Below are 26,968 nucleotides of genomic sequence, written 5' to 3' on the forward strand. Positions count from 1 at the left end.
TCGTCTTACTGCTGGTTTTTCAATTGAATAATTTTAAATCGATCATCAATTTGATAATCAACATTGTTATAGCTAAATTTTGCTTTACCACTTAAATCATTGGTAATAGCGAACAAATAACGACTTCCGTTATTTAGTGATATTTCGACAAACTCTACACCATTACTTTGAGAGTAATTGATGGAGCTTAGTTCTGATTGTGCTGATAAGGTAAATTCTTTAGCAGGGTTATATTGGCCATGTGGCTCTAACACACTAACGAATGTATGTTTTTTAACGCCCTTCTTACGATAGATAAATGCAGATTCATTTCGTAAATTAAAATTTGGGTCGTTAGCACCTAGTCGAGTAAACAAGACGTCCGTGTCATTGTCGACTATCGAAGATTGAGTATAGAAGCTACCGTTGTTGTTAAGCCAAGTTATCTGTGCGAGACCAGCGTTGGGCTTAGATTGTGCCGTGAGCCATAAATGTTGATAACCATTTTTAGCACCTAAAGGCTTCAGTGTCTTAGTAAAGGCGTCCCGTTTAAAGCTAGTATCAATTAGCTGCCCTTTATAATGCAATGGCAGATCAATTTGATGAGCCTTGTCACTTTTCACTAAAAATATATCAAACGCCAGTGGTTTCTCTAATTCAGGTAAGTTAACCAAAGCCAAAGTTCTTTTGAGTGTCACACCTTGATAAGCAGTATCGATTTTTGCACTTGTTATACTTCCGTGATCATTAGTAGTAAAAAATAACAATTCTGGATGGTTTTTATTACCAACTTTGACATCAGCATCAAAATGGCTTCGCTCATCAACAACGACAGTATTATGTGCAATTGTTTGCTTTGCATAAGAGTTGTTTTCAGGTAAATAACGGCCACCAAATTTCGCTTCAACATTTAAAAAGCGAGCAGCGCCGTAATCTGAAACAATTTCATTTCCTCTGTCGTAAAACTGCCAAGTCAACTTATCAAAGTGACCATGACCTAGTCCTTGTGCCGCAGGTTTAAAAAGTAACGCTTGTTGAACCTTATCGCTCTTAATATTTTGGCGCATTACCACGAGTGCGCCTTCATTACCGTCTGCTCCGTCACCAAACGCAACCGATTGATACTGATAAGGAGTAGCTAAACCAGCATCTAGCGCTTTCGCCACTTTTAGACCATCACCCGTCAAAATGATTTGCTTTTGCTGGTTAGCTATATCTAATAAACCACTATCTCTTGTTAAACCGTAAGCTACCGTAACGCCGTTAACAAGTTCAATGGTATCAATACCTTTCGATTTAATGGCATCATTAATTGGGAAAAATAGTCCGTTATAACTAAGTTCAATGGTGGTGGTAATCGCTTTTAAAACGATGCCATCACGGTATTCAAATATCTTGCGCTCAGGTTGATTATTTTCTATCGCTTTTGCAAACGTAACAAAAGGCATTAAAGCATAACGTTGATAATAAGGCCCTTCGTTGTAATAACCTTGTGGTGAAAACAATTGCTCTAATTGTTTAAGGAAACCACCTTTACCTGACTTATCTAAGTCGTATAGTGCTTTTTCAACCCATTCAGGCTCATTCATAACAAAGCCTGCCATACCAACGCCAGCTGTAGCCCAAGTACCATGGTTATGTACTTTGTTAAATGTAGAGGGTTGACCTTCAGAGAGGAAGATAGCAACAGGCTTTAATAGATTTTGCTCTATCTCTTTTATTTCGTTTGCATTTAACGAGTCATGAATTAGATCATACGCTTGAATGGTATAAACCAACCAAACCGCTTCATTAAGGCTTTGCCAAAAAAGCTTACCTGGATTTTGCGATTTTACCTTGCGTTTCGGGTGCAAGCCTAAACTTGGGTATAATTTAGCGTACTCAAGCAGCATATCGCGAACAAATTGAGCGTATTGCTTATCTTGAGATAACTGATAAATCATCCCTGCGTTGTACATTAATTGATAATTTTTTTTATGACGTTCATGGGTATAACCGCCACCACCATCTTTAGGCACAGGTACGGTAATAGGCTGTTTAATCTGTTTGTCTACTTTGGCCTTTAGAGCAATGTAGGCGTTAGAAAAATATCCAGATTCATTGATTGCTGCACGCATTTTATTAACATCGTCAATGCTACTTACTAAGTTTGGGTGAGCGGCGTGCGTCAATGTAGAAACGATTGCAAACAACGTAAAAAAGAATCCATCGATACTTCTTCGAAAAATGCTATAGCGACACATAGACTAGTTAACCTTATTATTTTCAATTACAGCTGTATGTGGCCCTTTCACTCGTAATTCAGTGACCTTAGGGCTTGCTGTAGCGTTAAAAGTATTATTAGTGATCGCTGTTACGGGTTCGCCTACCGTGTGCTCTACTGTAATTGGTGCTGACTTTTCAACAACGTTATCAGAAATATTTGTTACCTGTACGCCATGTAAATAAATGCTAGCCTTAGTTTTATTACGTTTACCTTGTCCAACATTGCTTAACTGGTTATTGATCATTAACAGGTGTGGACCAAAAGTACTCTCATCTGAGCCACCACGGTATAGCTTGATTAAGCTACCCTGAACGTCCGTAAATGAATTACCTTTAACGTTGACATATTCAGCGTTATAGATACCTAAGTCTTCAAGCTCAGTATCTAAGCGCATAATATCGCCTGTGATATTCTTAAATGTATTGTTTGTTAATGCTATTTCATCAGCAAAAGCTACTTTGCCTGTCTCAAAAAAATGAAACGAGTGATTGATATCTAAATCTTCAACGCTCGAATTACGCATAATAAATCGGTAATTATCTACCATGCCCCATTTCTGCGTGCGCACGACACTATTGCCAGAATAATCAGGGCTGTTCTCGCCTGAGATTGCTATACCATCAAGCATTAAACTACCACCGTCACGTATTTCAAATAGTGCTGAACGTTCAAACGTAATCTTGGCATTGCCTATTTCTTTGGCCTTAATAGTTAATACCTTATTGATGATAACTAATTTAGGAATATCGTAATTTCCTGGTAACAATTCGAGCACATCACCAGACTTTGCCTGTGCAATTGCAGTAAGAAATTCATTGGCACCAGCTTTAACACTGTGTATGTCGCCAGAGTTAAACGCTGTATTAGCAGATGTTTTTTCATACCAACTTACACCGGTATCTTCTTTGGCCAGCACCTTTAAGTCACGCTTTGCGCCAACAGGCAAGTTAGTTGCAGGGTAAAGCAGTCCATTGCTTAACCTGACGAGGGATACTTCTTGCGAATTAATACCATTCTCAAGTTCAGACAAAGCCTTAGTATTCGATGTGTTATTTTCAAATTTAATGCCACTTACATCATCAAACAAAGTAAATGGCTGGCTACTTTTATTGAAGAACAAGTTATTTTTCATCGTACTATTAATAGGTACAGCGCTACGCTCAGCATCACTGCCAGCAGCCAACTGAATGTGACGAACATTGATAAAACTATTGTTCTCAATTTTTGCGTTTTCTACTTGGTGGTAGCGATTTATAGGTGAATTGGGTACACCATTCATCACGGTAAAGCCACTACCAAAGCGATATCCTGTAAGCCCTTCCAAGTAGTTATTACGGATTACTTGATCTTTATTAATTACTCGAATGCCACCAGTATGCTCTACGCCATTACCAATAAAGATGTTTTCTTCAATTATATTGCCATTGCCGTGTCGCATTGTAAGCGTGCCACGGGCTTCATAAAACACATTGCCACGTAGCGTATTACTGCCCGACTTAACGGAAACAATTTCTACTTCACCATTTGTATGCTCGAAGTAGTTATTCTCTACTAAAGTATATGAGTTACTTAACGAATAATGGCTAGTACCAATTCTAAGTGTTTCACCGCCATTAGAGCCAAATGTTGGTCTATAGCCAAAATAGTTATGATCTATTTTGTGATGGTTCTGTTGACTTTGCTCGGTATTTAAACGAACCGCTAGGGTAACCCCTTTATTTCGTTTGCCTACTAAATGATTGTGGTCAAAACGATTATACTGCCCATACATAGCCACCCAATAATCTGACTCTCGCTTATCTGGGTTATTGTAATTATCAATAACCATTTCACTTACACGTGAATGAAAGGCTAACTGCTTTTTATTACGACGAAACTCAATAACTGCGCTACTTGGTGTATAGCCATTTTTAAATACGAAACCCGAGGCGACCAAATATTCACCAGCCAATCGCAGATTAGATTGTCCAGATAACACTACTTTTCCTTTAGTCTCAGCAGTAAGTGTTATCGGTTTTTCTTTTGTTCCTTTACCAATAAAGAGAATTTCGAAATCTTGATAAGTACCATTAGCTAACTTAATGGTATCGCCGGCAACTAATTTTTTTACGGTCTCATTAAACGCTTGTTCACTATCAACGATATACTCTTTGGCATTTGCCGAGACGACAAAACACAAACCTAATAAAGTAAATAAAACCGTTTTACATTGCTTAATTATCAACATTGCTTTCTCACTAGAACAAAAATAAAGGCTTTCCCAACTCCGTGTAATGGAAAGCCCTGTCTACTAACTATTTTTCTAATTTAAGAAAATAATCAAAAATTTCAGGTACATTGCCATTACCTAATCCAGCGTCAAATGCTGCTTGAAGGTTAGCTGAAGAGCCTTCGGCTATTTTTGATTGTGTGCCTAAGTCTTCTACCATCTGAAGGAAATAGCCTAGATCTTTATTGGCATTAGCAATTGAAAAACCTAAATCACTTACGCCATCTACCGCATAATTTTTACAAAATTGCATAAATGGTGAATTAGAAGGACCTGTAGACATAATATCGAATAATTGTTGACGGTCGACTCCTGCTAAATCTGCTACAGCAAATGCTTGAGACATAGCACAAACGGTTGTCATACCCATAAAGTTATTAACCAACTTAGTTGTATGGCCCGCGCCAAGTGCACCTAGGTGAAATACATTTTCACCTTGCTCTTCTAAAACTGGTTTTACTTTATTGAAAGTATCGATGTCACCTGCCGCCATAATATTTAACAAGCCGTCTTTAGCATGTGCAGGTGTGCGACCAAGAGGAGCATCAACCATACCTACGCCTTTTTCCGCTAAATCAGCGCCAATTTTACGAGTAGATGCAGGAATGGATGTCCCAAAGTCGACTAAAACAGAGCCTTCCTTCATACCGGCTAGCACACCGTCGTCACCATAAACAATTTTCTCTACAACGGCTGATGTCGTTAAACAAAATTGAACAATATCACTAGCCAAAGCAAGCTCTTTTCCCGAGGTAAACTGAGTCGCGTTGCCTCGTGCTAAAACACGATCAACCGCTTCTTGACTTAAATCCATTACGTTTACATGGTAACCACGTTTTTGTAAGTTCTCGACCATGTTGCCGCCCATCAGGCCAAGACCGATAAAACCAATAGTTGGTTTCGACATAATTAACTCCTAAATATTTGCGCTAGTGCAGGTTCAAGTTTGAATTGCGAGTCATCTCTTATTAAGTGCACTAAATTTTTGTTTTTAGTTGAAAGCACTTCAATTAACTAACAATATTGAAGTGCCACGATCTCTTTCATAAGTAGTTGAAAAACCACCTATAGAATACGTTAAGTTCTTAGAATTTTGCTTTTACACCAAACTCCCACTTCGTTCCTGAACGTGAATAATCTGCAATGGTTGTGTCATTGCCACGAGTCATAACCTGTGGCTCATTAGTCAAATTAAGACCTTTGAGGAACAAGCTGACATTAGAATTAATTTTGTATTTAGCTGACATATTCATATAAGTCGCATCTTGGACGTAACGGTGTGAACGGTCAGGGAAAGGTAAACTATTAGGTTGTAAATACTTTGAGCGGTATTTCCAAAGTAAACGAACAGTAGTTTTTTCACCTTCCCAATACACAGACGCCGACGCTACATCTTCTGAAAAGCCGAAAAGATTAGCATCTGCTACTATGCCAGGACTTGCTGGTTCGGCAGTTACAAAATCGGAATCGGCATGGTTCCAAGCAAACTTAGCGCCCAAACCATTAAATGGCTCAGGTAATTCAACAAAGTGTTTTTGTGCTGTTAGTTCAAAACCTTTAATTACTGACTGATCATCAGAGGTTTGTTTAACAATATGACTAACATTTGGATAGGTGCTATCGACACCGTCTAGATTTACCGTAATATCGCGCTGTTCAGTAACAGTTTCATAGCCACCAGTAAACGACTTGTAATAAAGCGCTAAACTAACAGCAGCATCTTCAGATGGGTAATATTCGAAAGATAAGTCGTAATTATCTGCAATATACGGGTCTAAATGGTTACCATTGGCTTCACCACTTCGGATGACTTCGGAATAATCAGTATTGCTGCCTGGATCACAAATAGTATCGTCTTCATCTTCACAAGTTTGATAACTTACACCTGCAGACATTGCGTTCATTTGAAAACGCGACATAGAGCGATAAGCCGCCGTTCGCACATAAAACTCGTCTGTCACCATAAAAGTAAGGTTTAAACTTGGGAGTACTTCGGTGTATTCAGAATCAAGCGTTACACGCTCAATTTCACCTGTAGGATTGACAACTGAGTCCCAAACAATATCTCCATCATCTGTTTCACGGGAAGTGATATAAACTTTGTCGCCCCAACCATCTGAGTGCGTTTCTGTCTTAACAACGCGAACACCGACATTACCAAATACAGGCGTCCCCGCTATTTCGGTATCGATATTACCCATTATATAAGCCGCTGTGATGGTTTCTTCTACATCACGGTCACCACCATCTCGACCATCTTCTCGTTCACCAATATCATAAAACCCAGTCCCGGTAGCTCCAGGCAACTGCCCTAATACTTGACCAATAAAACACTTATGATCGTATGTTGCGTAGCGAGTTGCATCACCACCCTCGCCTGGCTCTTCGGTAAATTGGATGTTATTGCTGTGATCATTTTGACAATTATCGATAATGCCGTTGATTAAAGCCAAGTTTGCATCTGGGTTTAAATCATCCCAGCTGTTATCTTCATTATCACTAGCACCATTTCGTTGCTCACCTGTTGCAATTACCAGCGATACGTCATTGTTAACATAGTCAACTAAGTCTTCTTGAGAGTAGCGAACGCCAGCTTTAATACTAGAAAAATAATCATTATCTAATTGATACTCTCCACTAAAATCTAGCGCCCAAATCTTATCTTCACGCTCTTCATGTGTACGACGGTATTCAACGTATGCATGATCATTATGTACAAAGTTGCCCATATAACTTGCATCAAACGCTTCCCAAGATGAGAAACCTTCCTCACCTGGGCCTAATCGGTTGCTGTCTAACCAGGTTAACGTAGGTACATTGCGATCACGAAAATCAAGTGAGTAGTTATAACGTTCTGTAGAGCGGAATTTAGTGCGCTGACGTAGTCGATAACGATAAGATTCTGAGTAGGATATATCTAATCCAAGCGTTAAACGATCTGTAGCTTCATATTCAATTTCAAGGCCACCACCTCGATACTCGTCTACCTGACTGCGATTTTCACCTTGAAGAGTTGGTCTAGCCTCTCCGGTGGCATAAAGCAACGTATGATCGTCTGAAATAATATGATCCGCTAAGTCATCACGACGAGTATCTAGCGCTAATTCCATACGCTTTTCGGTATACTCTAAATCTGAATACTCAATATCAGCGTTGATATTTAATTTGTCATTAGGTACCCATTGAAAAGTAAATACCGCACCTGTGCGAATATCTTCATCTTCGCCGGTACGCCAATAAGCATCATTTGGCACGTAGAAAATACTATTCGGATCAAAATCTTCTAAATTACTATCAATACCAATCTCAGGTGAACGACCTACTCGGCCAGCACTTACACCTTGTTGACCAGTTGCACAATTACTACCGCCAATTAAATTTGTTCCGTCGGCAGCGCGCAAAGCACAAACCCCCATTTGCGAGCTACCGCCGTAATTCTCTTCAGGGTTTGCTGAATCCGTATGGTTGAAGCCTAGCGTAAAACCCATATCGCCGAAATCTTCAGTTTCCCATTGCTGAACTGTTGACACGACAAACTTACTGCCCCAAGGAGAAACATCGCCATCTACATCATCATAATATGTATTGTAAACTCCAGTCGCTTGCACTGTAGTTTGCGCTTCGCCATATTCAACTGCACGTAGTGAATTCACGTCTATGGTGCCAGAAGTGCCACCTTCAACTAAGTCAGCTTGTTGCGATTTATAAATTACAACTTTATCAACTAACTCTGATGGGAACTTTTTGAAGTTTACAGCTCGACCTGGACCAGCATTGGTAATCGTACGACCGTTAAAGGTTGAATAACCCCAATAAGAACCTAAACCACGTATAGATATTTCATTTTGGCTACCTTTTAAGCGATGGCCTGAAGCGCCAGAAATATTTTCAATAACATCGGATAATGAAAGACCTGGCAATTCACCAAAGTCTGCAGCAGCTACGGCATCAACAATTGCAGTATTGTGTTTTTTCTCACTCAAAGAACGGGTCATAGTTCTTTGTATAGCACCTCTGACTTCGATAACTTCGACTTCGTCAGGCGTAGCATTCTGTTCAGCTTCTTGTTCTGCTGTCGCAGGAAAAGCCATTAACGTAAGAAGTGTCGACGCACACATTAGATGTTTGCGATAGCTGCCCCCGCGGCGTAGCGCCCAGCTTACTTTGTTTAACTTGTTGGTAGTCGCCATTGTTATATCCGATTAGTTATATTTTTTATATTTCGATTTGACCTTATTCAAGCAACATCAAACCACATTGTCAACCATTTTGGTATAACAATAACAATATTTTTTTAAACATCATTATTACCAATGAATTATTACAAAACATAATTCAATTAATTGAAACGTACTAGCAAAGTTAGTTGTAATGTAAGAGCAACGTAGGTTTTATGGGTGTTACAGGGGAGATATAGTCTCTAAGCCTATAGATAAAATTAAATGATCATATCGAATTTCCATTCATGATTTTAAAACCAATAGTGATTTATTGGTTGACCATACTACTTTTATTGGTGTAAAGATCTCGATAATGTTTTTTTGTGACACTTAACGTTACATACATTCAATTAAGGTAATTATGAAAAAAAGTGGAGTAAAAGCGCTGGAAGCATTAGCAATATCGCTATGTTTATTCGGTTGTGGCGGTGGTTCATCAAATAATTCGCAACCCCAGGAGCAACAAAACGAAATTGTAAATCCACCTACAGCCTCACCAAAAATTGAAGATATTAGCTGTAGTGTTACCTACCCTTTGGCTATTTCAAATATATATCAAGCGTCAAACCAGCTCGCTTTACCTAGCCTATTCGATACTGATAAAACAAATATCGAAAGTTGGCAGACTCCTACACTAAACTCTATTGTTATTGTTGAACTTGCAGCACCTTCCCTAATTAAAGAGATGGTAGTCACTTGGGAAAATTTGGATGTATCACATCTGCTTAATGTTTCGGCTTCAAAAGATAAAGACAATTGGCAACTAATTGTAAATCAAGAGCAAAGTGGTAAGAACACGTTAATTCCAGATTTGATTGATCTTACCGAGCTTAGTGCATCAACGGCACTATACTTACAAATAGAATTCAACGGCGACGATCTATCACAACCCAGTAAAATTAATGAAATCGAAATCTTTGGATGTGCCGAAGACGTTGAACATAATGTTGAATTGATCGATTGGTATCTAAGTGTTCCTACAGACGAAGATAATAATGGTAAGTCTGACAGCATTAAAGAAGATAACTTAGCGGCTGGATATTTCGATGCTAGGTTTTTTGGTCTATCAGAAGATGGTGGTATCAGATTTAGTACATCCGTTTCAGGTTATAAAACATCAACAAACACTGAATATGTGCGTTCAGAATTAAGAGAAATGCTAAGAAGAGGCAATACCAGCTATAGCACGCAAGGGGTGAACAATAACAACTGGGTGTTTTCTAGTGCCCCACAAATAGACAAAAATAATGCTGGTGGAATCAACGGACAGCTGCATGCAGAACTTAGCGTCAATCAGGTTACAAAAACAGGGGAAGACTATCAAATTGGTCGAGTTATTATAGGGCAAATCCATGCTAATGATGATGAACCTGTGAGGCTTTATTACCGAAAACTCCCAAACAATATCAATGGCAGCCTTTATTTTGCTCATGAAATTTTAGGTGGAGATGATATTTATTTTGAACTTATAGGTAGCCGTTCTAATAGCGCTAGCAATCCATTAAATGGTATTCCACTGAATGAAAAATTCCGCTACTCAATTGAAGTTGAAGCTAACGAATTAACAGTAACCATATACAAAGCTGACGGCAGTGAATTTAGCCAATCGATTGATATGTCGGCTAGTGGTTATGATCAAGGCGGTCAATATATGTACTTTAAAGCCGGCGTTTATAACCAAAATAATTCTGGCGATGCTCACGACTATGTTCAAGCCACTTTCTACGAGATAAAAAATAGCCACGAAGGCTATGATGAATCTAATAATTAAACTAGAGACTAACGATGAAATCACTTCTTAATTTAGCCATATTACTTAGCGCCACTTTCTTTTCATTTGCGTTTGCAAATGAAACCAATCAATACAGCTTTTTCAATGACTCGATAGCAATTGAGCTTTCATCAAAGTTAAACCAATTGTCCGATAGCTCAATAAAAAAACGTTATGGAAAGCAACAAACACCGCCGACATATGCATTCGAAGACAACGAAAACAGCGTGTCATTTACATTTACACAGTACCCCACTCCTGCCAATAAAAGCAGTATGAATAAAATTCACAAATCCATATCTAACATGTTGCGTAAAGCAAGCGACAAAGCTAGCTGGAAGAAAGACAAAGTATATACACGTTTAGGGACAAAAATTGCAGTTTACGAATATGAAGTTAAAGGTATTGGAAAGTACCAATACAATTTAACTTATGCCCTTCCAATAGAAGGTCGGTTAACGTTTATATCTTTTAAAACAACAAACAAAAAGTACAAAAACAAATGGTTAGCTGTGGCACGAGAAAGTCTAGATAGTATACAGCTAACAAATAACACCTAGAGTAACTAGATTACCAAAAAAAGCTTCTACACATGAGACAACCTGTGGAAATCTTTACCAATGATTTTAATAATTCACAACTCATGGTTGACAAAGTGGTTATACAATTAAATACTATGAAGCAAACCAATCATCATTCAGATTGTTTTACCTAAAGCGACAGGATTATAATAATGAGAACATTAACGAATAAAACAATTGCAATGACAGCAATAGCATTAGCTATAGCTGGTTGTAATTCAGATACTTTACCGGACAAAAACGGTAACTCTTTTGGTCAGCTTGCACTTTCTGGTACACCGTTAGTTGGGGAAACGTTAACTGCGACAGTAACGGATGCTAACGGAGTAGATGCGTCAGCGATAAGCTATAGCTGGATGGCAGGTAGTGAAACAATTGTAGGTGCAACATCAAGTACATTTACGCTAACAGACGCAGAAGTTGGTGAAAGCATCACTGTTTCCGTTTCATATACTGATAATGATGACTATGAAGAACGCATAAAGTCTTCAGGCACATCGTCAGTTGTCGGTGTAGATGTACCAGCAACATTCAGTGGTTTAACTGCTAGCGTTGCTAATAATGTTAGCGAAGACTTAACGGGTGTTATCGTTATAAACGATGATGATCCTGGTGAAGACATGGCTGAAGTGCAAACTGGCGTTGCAACGACATTCGGTGTGTTTTCTATAGAAGCAAGTGGCGCATGGACATATACCCTAGACACTTCTAACGCTACGATATCTTCACTTGTTGATGAAACAGACTCAGTTACAGATACTGTCGCAATTGCATCAGTTGATGGCACTACAGCAGAGCTAGTAATAACAATATTTGGCGCACCAACTACTGGTGGTGGCGAACCAACATTAGCTGCTAAAATTACAGATAGCATGACCGATGATGCTGGAGAGCTTCGGTATAAACTAGACTCTGCGGTTGCACAGGGTAAATTGACTGTATCTTTCTTAAAAGAAGATAAAGCAGAAACAGCAGATGGTGTTGCAAAAGATGCATACATCGGCTTGTTTGGTGAATCAACAAGCACAAGTAATGCTATTGTCGATCTGCGAATTCAAGCGGATAAGTTCGTCATTCGCGATCAAGACGATATACCTGTATCAGTTCCTTTTATTCCTGGAGTTTGGACAGATGTAGAAATGACTTGGGATGCATCTGCAGCTTCTGCTACTGTTGCACCGCTTGTAACCATAACGATAAATGGAACTAGTGTTACAACGGATGCCTTCTCGTCAGCGTCTTCATCACTCAGTGATGTAATGGGTGGAGTTCGTTATGCAATATTCAAGTTAGGTGATAACAGCTCCACAATTCCTGATGCTGCTTATTATGTAGATGATATAAAGCTATATTCTGATATTGCCGGTACCACAATTGCGTTTGAAGATGACTTTGAAGGTTATAGTGAAGGTGACTCATTAGATACCGATAACGGTGCATCGCCATACAATTCAAGTACTGCAGAAGCGGTGGTTGAACTAGTTGTCGGAAGCGGTGAGCAACCAGCAAACCCTGACAATAAAGTAGCACAAATCACTGATAACATGACTGATGATGCGGGCGAATTACGATACAAAACAGATGCAGCAATTGCACAAGGCAAATTAACGGTTGCTTTCTTCAAAGAAGACAAGGCAGAGACTGCCGATGGTGTAGCAAAAGATGCATATATCGGCCTTTACGGAGAATCTACTAGCACTAGCAATGCGATTATTGATTTGCGTATTCAAGCAGACAAATTTGTAATTCGTAACAAAGATGATATTGACGTCACTATACCGTTTGTACCAGATACGTGGACAGAAGTTGAAATGACGTGGGATGCAACGGCGGCTTCGGCCTCAGTAGCACCATTGGTCACATTAACTATTAACGGTACCAGCGTTACTACAGAAGCATTTTCATCAGCGTCTCAATCGCTAAGTGATGTAATGACTGGCGTACGCTACGCTATATTCAAATTAGGTGACAATAGTTCAACACTACCTAATGCTGCCTATTTTGTTGACGATGTAAAACTATATTCAGATACCGCTGGTACAACAATCGTTTTTGAAGATGACTTTGAAGGTTATAGTGAAGGTGATTCACTAGATACTGATAATGCTGCATCGCCCTACAATTCGAGTACTGCGGAAACTGTAGTCGCAGTAAAAGCAAGATAACTGAAAAGTTAAAATTAACTTTAAGATAAAAATAGCGCTAGACTAATCTCTCTATTAGTAAAGCGCTATTTTCTTATTTATTAGGAGAGCTTTATGTATAAAGTCGTCACATGTATCCCTCTCATCATGTTAATTAGCGCATGTGCTAATACCGCTAATACCCCAGCAGATAAATTTGACTTATCATATTGGAAAATTACCGTACCGCTAGATGCTGATGGTAATGGTAAAGCTGATGACATTAATACCAAAGAATTACAAACATATCAGCACCCTGACTTTTTCTACTTGGATAACCAAGGGAATTTAGTTTTCACTTCGCCAAATAAAGCAGTTACTACACAAACTTCGTCCAATACACGAAGTGAGTTAAGGCAAATGATTCGCGGAATAGACACTTCAATAGGTACAAAATCCTATGGAAATAACTTTGCATTATCATCCCACCCTGACGCTAAACTTTTTGATCAAATAGGTGGAAGATTAGACGCTACATTAACAGTAAACCATGTTGCTAAAAATGCAAAACACGCAAAAAAGCCCGCTTATTCTGTTGTTGTAGGTCAAATTCACGCTGGAAAAGATAAAGAGTTAATTGCTGAAGGAAATGGCTTTGGATATGGCAATGAACCAATCAAAATTTACTATAAAAAATGGCCAAATCATAACACTGGTTCAGTTTTCTGGAACTATGAGCGTAACTTGGCTAAAGAAGATCCTAACAGAACAGACATCGCCTACCCTGTATGGGGGAACACTTGGGAAAACTCAGATGATCCAAAAGAAACAGGTATCGCACTAGGTGAAGAGTTTAGCTACACCATAGATGTCGTAAACAATATTATGTATTTAACCTTTATTGCCGATAACAAAGACACTGTAAAATACCAGATAGATCTATCAAATAATGTCGATGCTTATGGAAACGTTGATGTAAAAGACAACCCAGCAGGATACAGTGGTGATTGGCATTATTTTAAAGCAGGTGCCTATAACCAATGCTCTACCAAAGATGCCAATGGTATATGGTACGCTGGTTGTTCTGGGACTGGTAACTGGGCAATAGATAAAGCTAATGGTGACTATACAAGTGTAACATTTTCAAAGTTAAGGCTAAGTCGACCTAGCAATAATTAGTTATTAAAAAATTATCAAACTAAAAAGTCGGTTTTGGTAAAACCAAAGCGGACTTTTTCAATTCAATTTTTCAATGAGTTACCACAAATTACTCAACTAAACAGTTGATTACTAATCATTTAAAAAAACCTCAGTTATTTCCTCCCCAAAATATAAGAAACATTCATTTGGCCTAACCAGATTGCGATAAAATTTCAAGTTATTGGTTTTACATATTGAATATAACCCTTTATTATGTGAGTATTAAATATAACGTATTGGTATAGTGCTAAATATGCACAACCAATAGAGCATTTAAATATAAACACTGATTAGTTGGGGTAGATAATGGCATCGAAAAGGCTCTTCTGGGGAATTGTTGAGTTAATAGAAGCATCCATTAATTCTGGAGATTATCCTGCTGGTAGCAGGTTACCACCAGAAAGAGAGCTTGCTAGCAGATTTAACGTCAGCCGCCCGACTATTCGCGAAGCAATAATAGCGCTAGAAGTACGAGGCAGAGTAGAGGTTAAAACTAGCTCTGGTGTGTATGTACTCGCATCATCTAATTCAGCTCAATCATTGCAAAAAATTAATGCCTTCGAAGTTACCCAAGCTAGAGCACTAGTAGAAGGTGAAGTAGCTGCGCTTGCAGCAGCCTTTATTACCGAGCAAGAACTTCAAGAATTAGGCCAAACATTGGTCGATATGGAAGAAGGTAAAAGTATAGAAGCGGCTGATAAAACATTTCACCGTATTATTGCCAATGCTACCCGTAACGAAGCCATGAAAAATTTAGTTTATAGTTTATGGGACTTAAGAGCTTCGTCTATTGAGGTTATAAAAGATTATGACAGTGTATGTAGTAAGGATAATAAGAAAACAATTGCTGAACACCGTGCAATCTACAATGCTTTAAAGCTAGGAAATGCGAATAAAGCACGGACCGCTATGCACGAACACTTTGATCGCCTAATTAACACGTTATTTGATGCGGAAGAAGCTAGAGCGCTTGAGGAAATCAAAAAAAGAAGTAGTGAAAAGCGCGATTTGTATTCAATCAAACGATAAAAACCACTTTAATTGTCTAAAGGAAAGTAACTGCCTAGGTTGCTTTCACTTTACTCTATACTATAGCAACTTTTAATATACGACTTCTAACTCTCCCATATTTAAAACTACGTTAAAATTCTCCTCTACAAGATATGTAAGCGACATAATATCTACCAATTCAAATTGGTCAGCCACAAAACATTTTGAGTTACGTAATCAATCAAAATTTGTACATGAAATGTTTACTAAATGTTTATTTAAAGCGTATTTTTAATTGGAACATCTACTATTCAGTCCTTTTATTGTACAAATATTTGAATTTCACCCTTCTTACTTAATATAAATATTTACCATAAATAACAAAGCTTTATATAAAAACCTCTATATCCAACCGGTCAGGTCAACCAACCTTGTAATACCAATAATAAAGATTTGGTAAAAAATGATTTGTAATTGGTCACTATTTGCTCTATAAATAGTTTTAGTGTTAACGGTTTTACAATTTAATCACTATATAAAACAAACCACCCGTTTTGGTCATACCAATAATATAACAGTGACCATTTATGGCGGAATTAAGGGGAGAAAAAATGAAAAACAATTTGTCCAAAATTACTTTGGCAATTCTATCGGCAACAACGCTAAACTTGGCTTTTGTAGCGCAAGCTCAAGAAGCTGAAGCTGCTGTTGATGACGAAAACATCGAAATTATTGAAGTAAAAGGTATTCGTGCATCGCTCGCAACTGCACTAGCCGAAAAACAATCTGCAAGTAACCTGGTTGAAGTTATAAACGCTATTGATATTGGTAAACTACCAGACCAAAATTTAGCTGAAGTACTTGAGAATGTTACTGGTGTACAAATTACTCGAACTGCTGGTATTGGTACGGGCGTTCAAATACGTGGTTCAAATGCTAACCGAGTCGAAATCAATGGTGTTTCAACAGTAGGTGCAGGTTCAGGCCGTAACGGCATTAGCTTTGAAGATGTTAATGCATCAATTATCGCTGGTGTAGAAGTTACAAAAGCACCTGATGCAAAGACAATTGAAGGTTCTGTTGGTGGTACTGTAAATTTACGAACTATCCGCCCTCTTCAGTTATCAGAAACATTAGCATCAATTCGCGTTCAAGGTGAAGACAGTAGTTTAAGTACTGAAGACATTAAACCGCGATTTTCTGGTGCATTTGGTGATAACTGGGATACTGAGTACGGTAAAGTCGGTTTCGTTATGAGTGGTAGTTACACTGAACAAGAAGCGGTTTCATTCCGCCCTCGTGCTGACCGCGACAACATCGCAGACGCTGGCCATCAAGGGATCCAATTCTTAGTACAAGAGCAAGAGAATGATGATTATGAAACGCTTAACCTAGCAACCACTTTTGAGTGGGCGCCAACGGAAAATATGAAGTTTCATGCAGACATTATTATTAACGATCAAGAACGAAGCCGTGACCAATACCGACTTCAAGCATCAGGTGTTAGTGCGTTAAAAAATTACGACACAAGCATCCCTTCACAAACTGAACAAGTAGACTATGGTTTCGGCCTACCTATTTATAACGCTGCACTTGTCGGTGTATTACACCCTGATATTATCAATGGTGATGATGACGATCCTAATCTACGTTTTACTACTGAAACAGGTTCTCGTGTTACAGATACTTCAGTATTTGTTTTAGGTGGTGAATGGCAAGGTGATAAACTTTTTGTTAGTGCTGAATTTTCTTCATCACAATCTGACTCAAGTAGCCCGACACTAAATACCACCGTTAACTTTATTAATCCTAACTGCCCATTAGATGCTTCTAGTAACGATAACTGTGTACCCTATAAGTACGACCTATCTGGTGGTTCGCTCGCATTTGGTATCGACTTCGATGGCCCTTATGCACCAACTCCAGATCAACTACTAGATCCAAATAATGTAGTACTTGACCAAGTAGATTATGGGCGTGATACCAATGAAAACTCAGAAGAAGCTGTACGTGTAGATTTCAGCTACTTCTTAGATGACGTTCCGGTTATTACTTCGGTTGATTGGGGATTACGTTACTCTGAATCGTCTCACGAATTTAGAGATGTGAGCGGTAAAATAGGTGGTTTCAGTAGAATGTCAGATAGTGCATCTGGCGCTGACTTCGCTGACTTACTTGTTAAAGGTCCTTCAAACTATGGTGATGGCGATGACAGGAGTTTATTCATTAGAAACTTCTTACTAGTCGACCCTGATAAGTCATTCACTGATGCACTTGGTGTATGGGAAACATTAAAAGCAGCAACAATTGCTAAGAACCCTGACGCAAGTATTCGCGAAATAGCTGAAAACGACCAAGGCTATCGTAAAGTAGAAGAAGAAACTACCGCAATTTATGCACAAGCAAACTTCGAATATGGTGACTTTATACGCGGTAACATTGGTGTTCGTTACATTGAAACAGACATCACTTCTACTGGTTTCCAAGACGGTATAAAAGGTTCAACTGGTGGTAGTTATGATTTTCTATTACCGCGATTAAACTTAGTAATTGACGCTGCTGATGACGTATTAGTGCGTGTTGGTTATGGTACTGACATTCGACGTCCAGACTTTGATCAATTAGGCGTTGGCTATTCTCTAGATACTAGTGAAAATGCCGCGGTATCGCTTGGTAATCCAGGTCTTGAACCAGAAGAAGTTGATTCATTTGATCTATCTGTAGAGTGGTATTTTGCACCATCTGCGATTGCTAGTGTTGGCTACTTCAAAAAAGAGCGTACCAATATTTTCGGTACTGATTTTGAAGGTGCACAGCTTTATGCATCAGATACAACAACCGGTGGTTTAGCGCGTGACCAAGTAGGTCCAGTATGTGAAGACGGTGGTTTTTGGAACCCAATCGCTGAAGCTAACCAGTTAGGTGATCCAAGCATTACAGGTATGTGTGTTGACCAAACAATGCCAGGTAATGACCCTGATACCACAGAAGTTGATGGCTTTGAATTTGCTTTCCAATACAGTCTTGCTGATTTTGAAGATGAGCTAGGATGGGCATCAGGCTTTGGTGTTATCGCTAACTATACTATGCAAGACTTCTCAGGTGGTTCAGTTGAAGACTGTACATCTGGACGCGGTGAAACAGTACTTGGCGAACTTTGTATTGACCGAGGCTTGTTAGACTTCTCAGAAAATGCCTATAACTTCACATTGTACTATGAGAAATATGGCTTATCTGCTCGTATGCGCTATACATGGCGTGAAGCATTCCGCACACAAGATTACGCGGGTGGTGCTAACAGCAGTGGTAGTAGTACGCTTAGTTTCCCTGTTGTAACAGACGACAGAGGTCAATTAAATGCAAGTATCAGCTACGATATTAATGATAAATTCAATATCGGCATAGAAGCTGTAAACCTTACGGAGGAAAGCATTGATCAATACTGTGTAGCTGAAGACGCGCTACTATGTTTTGTCGGCTTACCAGACCGTCGCATAACCTTCGGCGCAAGCTACAGGTTCTAGCAATAAAAGCCCAAGGCAATTAACCTTGGGCTTTTTTTTATGCCAAATTAACTCAAAATTATCGGAGGAGCTATGTCTTTAAAAGGAAAAGTTGTACTTATAACTGGTGGCGGTAGAGATATCGGTAAAGCTTGTGCGCTAGATATCGCCAAACAAGGTGCAACTGTTGTTGTTACTTACCTTTCAAGCAGTAACTCTGCCAATCAATTAGTTGAAGAGATTAGTGAACTGGGTCAAAAAGCTATAGCAATAAAAGCAGACTTAACCCGACAAGAAAACGTCGATAACGTCGTAAACACCGTTATAGATGAATTTGGCCAACTCGATTCACTCATTCACGTATCTGGTGGCTTGATTGGACGAGTACAAATTTCTGAGATGTCAGATGAGCATTGGGACAATGTTCTTAATGTTAACCTTAAATCGTTATTTATGACCACTAAAGCCTGCATTCCACATATGAAGTCAGGAAGCACTATAGTTACTTTCGCTTCTCAAGCAGGACGTGACGGTGGTGGCCCAGGGGCAGTAGCCTATGCAACAGCTAAAGGCGCAGTAATGACATTCACTCGAGGTTTAGCAAAAGAACTAGGACCAGATATAAGGGTCAATAGTGTGTGTCCGGGTATGATCGATACCGACTTTCATAACAATTTCACTCAAGACGCTGTACGTAAAAATGTAGCTGGCGCTACTTGTATTAAGCGCGAGGGGCAACCTGCAGAAGTAGCTAAACTTGTGACCTTTTTAGTAAGTGAAGACGCTTCCTATATGACTGGCAATTGTATAGATATCAATGGCGGCCTTTTATTTTCGTAATGGTCTAAGAAACACAAAACCTAATAAAATATGAATTCTTTAAAATACACGTTGAATTTATAATGATTAAGCCCGTAGTCTATGTCATAAGGGACAATAACCAAGTTCTAGCGTCTTGCACCGCCTCAAACATTTTATTCTCAATGTTTGAATTACGTAAAGAAGCTTGTTCACTTCTAGCGATATAAATCAATGCTTTTTGAGACACAACTATCGCTCTTCCATGGCAATTCTGCTTTTCTAACCACTCAAAGTGTTTATCTCCAACTGTATGCGCTTCGGGAGTACTTCCCTCATACTCAAGCATGTTAAAAAGCATACAAAAACGGGCACCGTTCATTTCATTAATTATATCTTCAACAATTGAGCATACATTAGCAGAAGCCACCTCATTAAACATACCAATAAAGGTGACATTTATAATGTCCTTTTCTACTGTTACTTTATACTCACCATGTTCGACCATTAACTAGTTTCTCTGACTTACTTACAGATTTCAGTTTATCCAACCTTCTGAAGCATTACTAGCTCACACAACTACACCAAATTATATTTAAGGACCTGAATTTACAAAGTAAATGCACTATATGGTTTGTACTTAAGATGTTTGTATGGACTAGTCGTTGAGGGGGTGTTTTACCACCTTTTTCGTACTAACCAAACTTATTACTAGATTGGCTACACGTTCTGATATTAAAGACCCCTAAAGAATTAAAGGGCTAGTTAAAGAATGGCGGTGACGGAGAGATCTTCCGCCACAAAACACAAAGTCACATAACTTTTTGAATGTATTAATTATCCTACCATCCTTAAAAATTATGTGACAGAGCTATGTGACTAAGTATCTGATAGACATTATTCGTATTGATTAGTATATTTGTATGTGTCTCAGTAAGTTGTAATTGTATGAAGGGATTATGAGCGAAGGAATTGTTACTTTTTTTAAGCACACAAATTTAGGCTTTTATCAAATTGGTGCTGACTACCACGAACCATTAGAAATCGAAGAAATATTAAACTCTCTAACAGACTGGTTTAATGAGCGAGATCTATTGTCTGAAACTGCACCATATAAGAGTAAACGAAGAAAAACAGTTTATTTGAAAGACATTTCTAAGAATGACGATACTGGTGACTATTTAATTACTTTATGGAAAAGTCTTAACGCTAATGACGGCAATGTATACGGTTTAAGAGCTAATGAATCTCCAAATGACAATAGGCTTATAAACGCAGACGAGCAAGCAGAGGAAGAAGTCATTTGGGGAAGACCTGCTTATTATTGGTTCATACCATCAGCAGGTGTATTTGCTTCTATCAAGTTTCACGAAAGCATTACCGACTCTGACGTTTTAAATAAATACATTAAAGACTATATCCAATTCAGAAGTGATATTAATTCGCCTACGATAGAAACAAGAACGAATAAAGCAGGTGAAGAATACGAAACAGTATACTGGGATGGTCCATACGGTAAATTATGGCTTCGTGTTGATAGTAGAAGATACACTAAAATAACGGAAAATGCGGATCTTGATCTGATAGCCCGTGATATTACTCATTTTGTTAAGAAAGAAGAAATTATTACACATTCTGAACAAGACGAGGACTGGACTCGCTACTTTAAAAACCTCCCTTATGTGTCAAAAGCCAAGTCAGGTAGTACAAGATCAATTAACATAGTTGTTGACGCTAAACCAACTGGCAAGCAACTAAAAGCAATGATGGAAAAATACCACCAAGATTACGGTACAAATAAGAACAAAAAATCTAACCTTGGATTTAGAAAAGAAGGTACTGGGAGCCAAACCTATTGGTTAGACGAGTTTGTAGTAAAATCTGTCATAGAAATTCCTGGTGAGGAAGAACAATCTCATTTTAACCACTCGACTATTTTTACATATTTAAATGAGCAAAGAGGAAGACTGTTAGCACCTTTTATCAGAACAAAGCAACAGCCAAAGGTTGCAGTAAATGAATAAAAAGGCGTTCACTATAATACTGGCAGTTATCAACGCAGTAATTGTGTTTTTAACTTTTGAAAAAGTAAGTTATGAAAATCAAAAGGATTTGATCACGTTATTGCAAAATACTTCACTAATGATTTTCACAGTATTAGGGCTGTGGATAGCTTATGCTTACCCTAAAACTAAATCAGAGGGCAATACGCTAAAAGAATTAATTAGACAGGAAGTGCCAGATAAGAATTTAAACATTAAATCACTAATTAGTGAGTTTGAAGATAAGTACAAAGAATTATCTCTACTTTTATTGGCGTTAACTCTGTCTGCAATCGTATTAGGTGCCCTACTCATTGGAGTGTTTTTGAAATCAACATTTTTAAACAGTGAGTTAGCGCATTTCGCTTCAATGCCAATAATTAAGTTTATCAGTACATACATATTGTATGGATTAGTATTTGTACAAAGTTCTGCTATCTATCTGGTAGTTATAAAAAATGTTAATTACACAATTGAATTAAAAAATGATTTAGTAGCTTTAAAAGAAGCATTTAAGGCCAAGAGAAAATAAGTATCAATTTGGCCTTAATATTCTCCCCCTTCTACCGCTAACATATATTTTTTTACTGCGACTATTTGGTAATTCAAAAACAGGGCACACTATCCCCCAAACATATCCCATATCTAATTCATAATTATGCGTATAAACAAAAAATAGAGCGTCATAGAATGAATACCCTAAAATCAAGTAATCACGGAGTTTAAATTTCGTTAAATCCTTGGGTTCTTTACTGGGGTTAAGCCTGAGTTGTAGCACTTGAAATTTAGCTTTTTCTTTCTCAAAAACAAATTTAGATATTGCAGCAGCTAATGGAAGCGGAGGGCATTGATTTTTTATATGTTCAATCAATTCTTTACCGTAATATTGTAGCAAAAAACCAAGTTCATTAATTAACTCAACAGGTAAATGGCTATTAGTTAGCAAAAGTTTATGATCAACCGCCCATACAGCTCTTGTTGGAGCTTCGTATTTATCTGATAACCAATGACACTGTTCATTGATAATTGTTTGTTCTATCTCTCTTATGAGTTGATTTTGTATATGTAATTGTAGTTTTAACATTGGAGCCTCCTTGCTCTTTTCTTTATGGTTTTATTAGGAAAATTGTTTTCGGCTCCGCCGGAAACAATCTCTATAACAGCCCTACTTTTTTCATTTATTTCAGCCTTATTTTCATTAAAATAAAACTGGCTATATCGCTTTGTTCGCTGCGTTTCAGGAACATATTTCAGACAGTTAATGTTGCTATATTTAAGCACCGCAGCATTAAAGCTTTTTTTTAATAGCTTTAATGCTCCCTTTCTTTGTATCTCACGCTTAACTTCGCCATTAATCACTTTATTAACAACTAAATTAATATGCTGGTTCTTTTGGTCGTGTAAATTGATAAAGCAACTTTTTAATAGCAATTCTTTGTCTACCAGTAAATAATCGGATAGGTCGCTAAAAATATGCTTAGATACTTGATACCACTGCATATCACTAAGCTTAATATCTGGTGGTAAAGTAAATACGAAACTTTGGGCGTAACTCGTTATATTTCTGCCACCCTTTTTTGATTTTGCTCGTTCAAGATTTCGTTGTGTTACTTCTGAGATACAATTATTTATGTATCGTTCAACACTATTGTGAATAGGTATTATGCGAGTTATACCACGGTGATTTTTATGATTTTTCGCCGTTAAATAATTCAAATAAGAGCAGATACCCGAATGTTCGTCCCGAACAGGCTCTGCGATTACAGTCCAATTTTTCATTCCATTCTCGTTTGTTCTAATTTCAATAAAACATAAAAATGAAAATTGTAAATATCTGGTGTTAATTAATTTTGGTAATAAGTCACAAACTACCCCAAAACTAATTAACTTCCAGATAGGCAAACCATATAAAAACAAGTTTTCAGGTTTACTTCTGGTTTTTGCACAGCAAAAATTTGACAAGAAATTTTTTAATGATACAACAATAAATGAGTAACGTTTTTACGTTGGTAAGAATTGTGTCTTGCTACATATCTAATTATTGTTGTTATTAATCTTTGTTAATCATTTCTTCCTGATTGTTCTTTGGTCAGATGTTTTGGAGTTCAATCAGCTAAGGCTTTACAAGGGATTTCGTTAAAGCCCACCTGTGACGAACAGTACAACAAATAAGCGCTTTATTTAAAGTAAACTTCTTGGGAATACGGGTAAACCAACCAGCACCAAGTAAAAAAATGCAGGGCTAAGTAAAGTTAAGTGAATTTGTTTAAATCTGTTAAGTGGAAGGTGCGAGAGCCAGCAATGTATTTTTAGCTGGATAAGTCCACTTTGCGAAAAGATTGAAATACACAATCCAGTAGCCACGGTATAAAAGAAGGCAATATTAATGTGAAATATTGTGATTGATTTTAACCAGCTTCGTCCTATACCCGTTAGTTTTGGGTAGGGGTTCGGTTTGCTGGTATAAAAGAAAAAATATTAGCTTTCAAAGCAAACCGAATTAGTCTCCACGGATAGCTCGCCTACGCTCTCTGCAATAATGATAAATGCTACTTGCTCCAAAAACTTCAATTCGCTTTAACTCTTCATCACTAAAATTATCTTCATATGACAACCTGTCTTCTCTTCCTTCTGGCCATTGTAAAAATCGATATAGTACAGCTATCGCTCTCTCTGGAATAGGAGCACGATCTTCAGGTGTATAAGCAATTAGAGCACCTTCTTGATAAAAATAATCGTTTTCTAAGATATCACGTTGATCAAGTTTTAATAAATCTGCAAATTGAACTCTCCAAAATTCCATATATTCTTCAAAAGTTTCTTTATGGCTTCTATCTTCAATTTTCTTTCCTAAATCCAAAGCTGCTAACAATAAACGAGAAGAGGATAACCAAGCATACCTATCGTTAACTGGATAGTTTGTTTCTGGGTCTAACTTTAATGCGTTGAAAGCTTTTTCAAACAATTCTTTTGCTTGTTCAAGATATGCCTCAGATCTTCTCCATTGTTGATCATTTACCAATTTCCATATAGCAACGTAAACACCAATAGAAACGCCAATCAAACTAAATACTCTAACTAGCAGTTCAGGAGAATATTGCTCTATTCTTTCAACGGTAATTAAAACTAAAAACCACCAAGCTAACGACATTAAAGCCAGTAAAACACCGTTTGCAATATCTTTATATTTATCACTTATTGGATTAAATATTTTTTCGAGTATTCTAAATAACAGATCCATAAAATTCCTTTTTAATAATCAACCTGTTCAACTAACTCTTTCAATGCTTCCATATGTGTAGAGGTATTTTTACCATAGCGCTCAAATGTTACGTTGTCCGATTTCATATGACCGACTACTTGTTTAACCATATACCCGTCACAGCCTTTAAACTTCAAGCGAGATATAAACGTAGTTCTAAAACAGTGGAAGTCGATCATTATCCCTTGTTGTGCTTCTTGATCTTTATCGACTCCCATATTTCGAAGAGCTGTTCTGTTAAACCAACGAGAAATAGGTTCAGCCCAACCATCTCGTTTTTTCTCAGTCTTCCCTACCCTTATTTGAGAGAAAACTATTTCTTCACCTTTATTTCTCTTTTCCTCTACAAACTTGATTAAACCCAGTTCAATTAGCTTTGAATGCACAGGTACAACTCTTCGAGAAGACTCTGTTTTTAGCTTTTTGTCAGTTAAATTAATAAAATGAATGCCCTTTTCTATTTGAAAGTCGTCAACTGTTAAAGCAGCTATCTCATTAAGTCGCATTCCGGTGTACAGCGCTACCTTAGGAAACCAATAAATGTCATCACGGATTGTTTTTGCTTCTGATTTTTTAAGTGGCTCATAAGCCATTATTTTATTGATTTCACTTTGTGTGTAAGAACGCCTTGAAGCTGTGTTTTTATCCGTTTCTTTAATGCTTAGTTTCATGAACTGATTACCTTTATTAATTTTTTTATGTTGGTAACACCAATTAAAAAATGCACCATAATTTGATAAATATTTGTTTAGCGTAGCTACGGCAATAGTTTCTTGCTTTCTACCTTTTTCACCATTGGCGTATTTGGAAAGCAAACTCTCTTTAATCTCAACTGCCTGTTCTCTATCAAAATTAAGAATATTGCAGTCTTCACCAATCAAAGAATAGAGATATTCAAATGCTATTTCATATTGTCTTACCGTATCAGCCTGTGTGGACTTAGCTTTTTCCACCATAAACAACTTAGCCATTTCTGATAATTGGACGGCTTCTTCGGCTTCTTTTTTGGCAGCTTGCTCTGCTTTAAAGTCTTTAATGGTGGAAAGCGTTTCTTTCAGCGTTTCAAACATTTCGCTAAACGATTGCATTTGAGTCGGCGACAAGGACTCACGCTCAAATGCTTCTTCACTAAAACAATCAAAGCTTTGTTTGTATTCTTTAAGCTGTTTAGCCAAGGATTGCTTAAAGCTGAACTCTAAACTCAAATGACGAGCGACAAACCGAGCAAGCGCTTCACCGTCTGGTTCGTCTGTATAAACTTCAAGAGGAAAGGCTTTTACATAACTTTCCCCGTAGCCAAATTCAGAAAATAATTTTTCCGCTGCTGTTGCCTGAGTTAAGGATAATTGACTGTCAGAAGGCTGTTTAGCACGCCTAAATTCATTTGTTCGAGTGAAGGCTGCGTAATCATCTAAAAACGATAATAAATAGCCTTTTTGAGCCAGTAACTCAGTATTGCCATCAAAGCCTTGTGGTGTAATGTTACTTTGTAAATACTCTTGGAATGTTGATATATCTTGGGGGGTAATCTGAGGTAACTCGTCTAAGGACTCAGTTACAGACATTTCAGCAGCAATAGCTTGTTTACCCCAAGATAAATACTGCTTAAACCGCTCTTTTAGGTAATTGCGAAAATCCCACTTATCGCCCTGCATATCTTCCTTCGCTTGCGCTTCTCTTATTTCACGCACCATATCCATAGCTTCTGAATAGTCCCACATAATGCTCTCCCTAAATAACAACGGTTTAATTAAGAGTGCTAACCGTTGAGCTACATTTAAATCAGACGTATTGAGACTACCAATAAAAAACTGATTTTCAAGAGAAAAATGTTTGATTATTTGATTTGGAATGCGAACTCTAAAATAAAAATTTTTCGAGTGAGGATATTTGTATAGATAGTGACTCAGTCTGTTCATAACTTACCTTATGTGACTAAGTTATGTGACAGACCTAAAAAACCT

18 protein-coding genes are annotated in these 26,968 nt (G+C 37.8%); 9 read left to right on the forward strand and 9 right to left on the reverse strand.

Annotated elements, in window-relative coordinates; genetic code table 11:
- Positions 1–5 precede the first annotated feature (5 nt).
- The 4 genes from HII17_RS13605 to HII17_RS13620 form a co-directional block, all read right to left on the reverse strand.
- A complete protein-coding gene (locus HII17_RS13605) occupies positions 6–2,222 on the reverse strand; it encodes a heparinase II/III domain-containing protein (RefSeq protein WP_169075917.1) in 2,217 nt (738 codons plus the stop codon).
- 3 nt (positions 2,223–2,225) lie between these two features.
- The gene (locus tag HII17_RS13610; protein ID WP_169075918.1) at positions 2,226–4,472 is read right to left on the reverse strand and encodes a polysaccharide lyase 6 family protein; all 2,247 of its coding nucleotides are present in this window, start codon (positions 4,470–4,472) and stop codon (positions 2,226–2,228) included.
- A gap of 67 nt (positions 4,473–4,539) precedes the next feature.
- A complete protein-coding gene (locus tag HII17_RS13615; RefSeq protein ID WP_169075919.1) occupies positions 4,540–5,421 on the reverse strand; it encodes an NAD(P)-dependent oxidoreductase in 882 nt (293 codons plus the stop codon).
- Between the two features lie 178 nt (positions 5,422–5,599).
- Positions 5,600–8,704, reverse strand: a complete 3,105-nt coding sequence (locus HII17_RS13620; RefSeq protein ID WP_169075920.1) for a TonB-dependent receptor — start codon at positions 8,702–8,704, stop codon at positions 5,600–5,602.
- 391 nt (positions 8,705–9,095) lie between these two features.
- Here HII17_RS13620 and HII17_RS13625 point away from each other — a divergent pair, with 391 nt between their 5' ends.
- From HII17_RS13625 to HII17_RS13655, 7 genes are all read left to right on the forward strand, one after another.
- A complete protein-coding gene (locus HII17_RS13625) occupies positions 9,096–10,505 on the forward strand; it encodes a polysaccharide lyase family 7 protein (RefSeq protein ID WP_169075921.1) in 1,410 nt (469 codons plus the stop codon).
- 14 nt (positions 10,506–10,519) lie between these two features.
- The gene (locus tag HII17_RS13630; protein ID WP_169075922.1) at positions 10,520–11,065 is read left to right on the forward strand and encodes a hypothetical protein; all 546 of its coding nucleotides are present in this window, start codon (positions 10,520–10,522) and stop codon (positions 11,063–11,065) included.
- 173 nt (positions 11,066–11,238) lie between these two features.
- Entirely contained in the window at positions 11,239–13,251 is a 2,013-nt protein-coding gene (locus tag HII17_RS13635; RefSeq protein WP_169075923.1) for a VCBS domain-containing protein, read from the forward strand.
- A 93-nt stretch (positions 13,252–13,344) separates the two neighbouring features.
- Complete coding sequence (locus tag HII17_RS13640) at positions 13,345–14,388, forward strand: polysaccharide lyase family 7 protein (RefSeq protein ID WP_169075924.1); 1,044 nt, start codon at positions 13,345–13,347, stop codon at positions 14,386–14,388.
- A 327-nt stretch (positions 14,389–14,715) separates the two neighbouring features.
- Entirely contained in the window at positions 14,716–15,438 is a 723-nt protein-coding gene (locus HII17_RS13645; RefSeq protein ID WP_169075925.1) for a FadR/GntR family transcriptional regulator, read from the forward strand.
- A gap of 572 nt (positions 15,439–16,010) precedes the next feature.
- On the forward strand, positions 16,011–18,923 hold the full coding sequence (locus tag HII17_RS13650; protein ID WP_169075926.1) for a TonB-dependent receptor: 2,913 nt from the start codon (positions 16,011–16,013) through the stop codon (positions 18,921–18,923).
- A gap of 72 nt (positions 18,924–18,995) precedes the next feature.
- Entirely contained in the window at positions 18,996–19,742 is a 747-nt protein-coding gene (locus HII17_RS13655) for an SDR family NAD(P)-dependent oxidoreductase (RefSeq protein WP_169075927.1), read from the forward strand.
- A gap of 79 nt (positions 19,743–19,821) precedes the next feature.
- Here the strand turns inward: HII17_RS13655 and HII17_RS13660 are convergent, their stop codons facing one another.
- Positions 19,822–20,208, reverse strand: coding sequence for a hypothetical protein (locus HII17_RS13660; RefSeq protein ID WP_169075928.1), 387 nt, complete (start codon positions 20,206–20,208; stop codon positions 19,822–19,824).
- A gap of 451 nt (positions 20,209–20,659) precedes the next feature.
- On the opposite strand from HII17_RS13660, the gene HII17_RS13665 reads away from it, so the two are divergent.
- Positions 20,660–21,724 carry a hypothetical protein gene (locus tag HII17_RS13665; protein WP_169075929.1) on the forward strand — a complete coding sequence of 355 codons (1,065 nt, stop codon included), beginning with the start codon at positions 20,660–20,662 and terminating at the stop codon, positions 21,722–21,724.
- Complete coding sequence (locus HII17_RS13670; RefSeq protein WP_169075930.1) at positions 21,717–22,274, forward strand: hypothetical protein; 558 nt, start codon at positions 21,717–21,719, stop codon at positions 22,272–22,274. Before HII17_RS13665 ends, HII17_RS13670 begins: the two co-directional genes overlap by 8 nt.
- A 3-nt stretch (positions 22,275–22,277) precedes the next feature.
- Here the strand turns inward: HII17_RS13670 and HII17_RS13675 are convergent, their stop codons facing one another.
- The 4 genes from HII17_RS13675 to HII17_RS13690 all read right to left on the reverse strand — a co-directional run bounded on the left by HII17_RS13675 (position 22,278) and on the right by HII17_RS13690 (position 26,923).
- A complete protein-coding gene (locus tag HII17_RS13675; RefSeq protein WP_169075931.1) occupies positions 22,278–22,826 on the reverse strand; it encodes a hypothetical protein in 549 nt (182 codons plus the stop codon).
- Positions 22,820–23,704, reverse strand: a complete 885-nt coding sequence (locus HII17_RS13680; protein WP_169075932.1) for a hypothetical protein — start codon at positions 23,702–23,704, stop codon at positions 22,820–22,822. Before HII17_RS13680 ends, HII17_RS13675 begins: the two co-directional genes overlap by 7 nt.
- Positions 23,705–24,242: 538 nt before the next feature.
- Positions 24,243–24,983, reverse strand: coding sequence for a hypothetical protein (locus HII17_RS13685; protein WP_169075933.1), 741 nt, complete (start codon positions 24,981–24,983; stop codon positions 24,243–24,245).
- 11 nt (positions 24,984–24,994) lie between these two features.
- Positions 24,995–26,923, reverse strand: coding sequence for a site-specific integrase (locus tag HII17_RS13690; protein WP_169075934.1), 1,929 nt, complete (start codon positions 26,921–26,923; stop codon positions 24,995–24,997).
- Positions 26,924–26,968 lie beyond the last annotated feature (45 nt).

Source organism: Thalassotalea algicola (assembly GCF_012932965.1).
GTDB classification, from domain to species: Bacteria; Pseudomonadota; Gammaproteobacteria; order Enterobacterales; family Alteromonadaceae; genus Thalassotalea_F; species Thalassotalea_F algicola.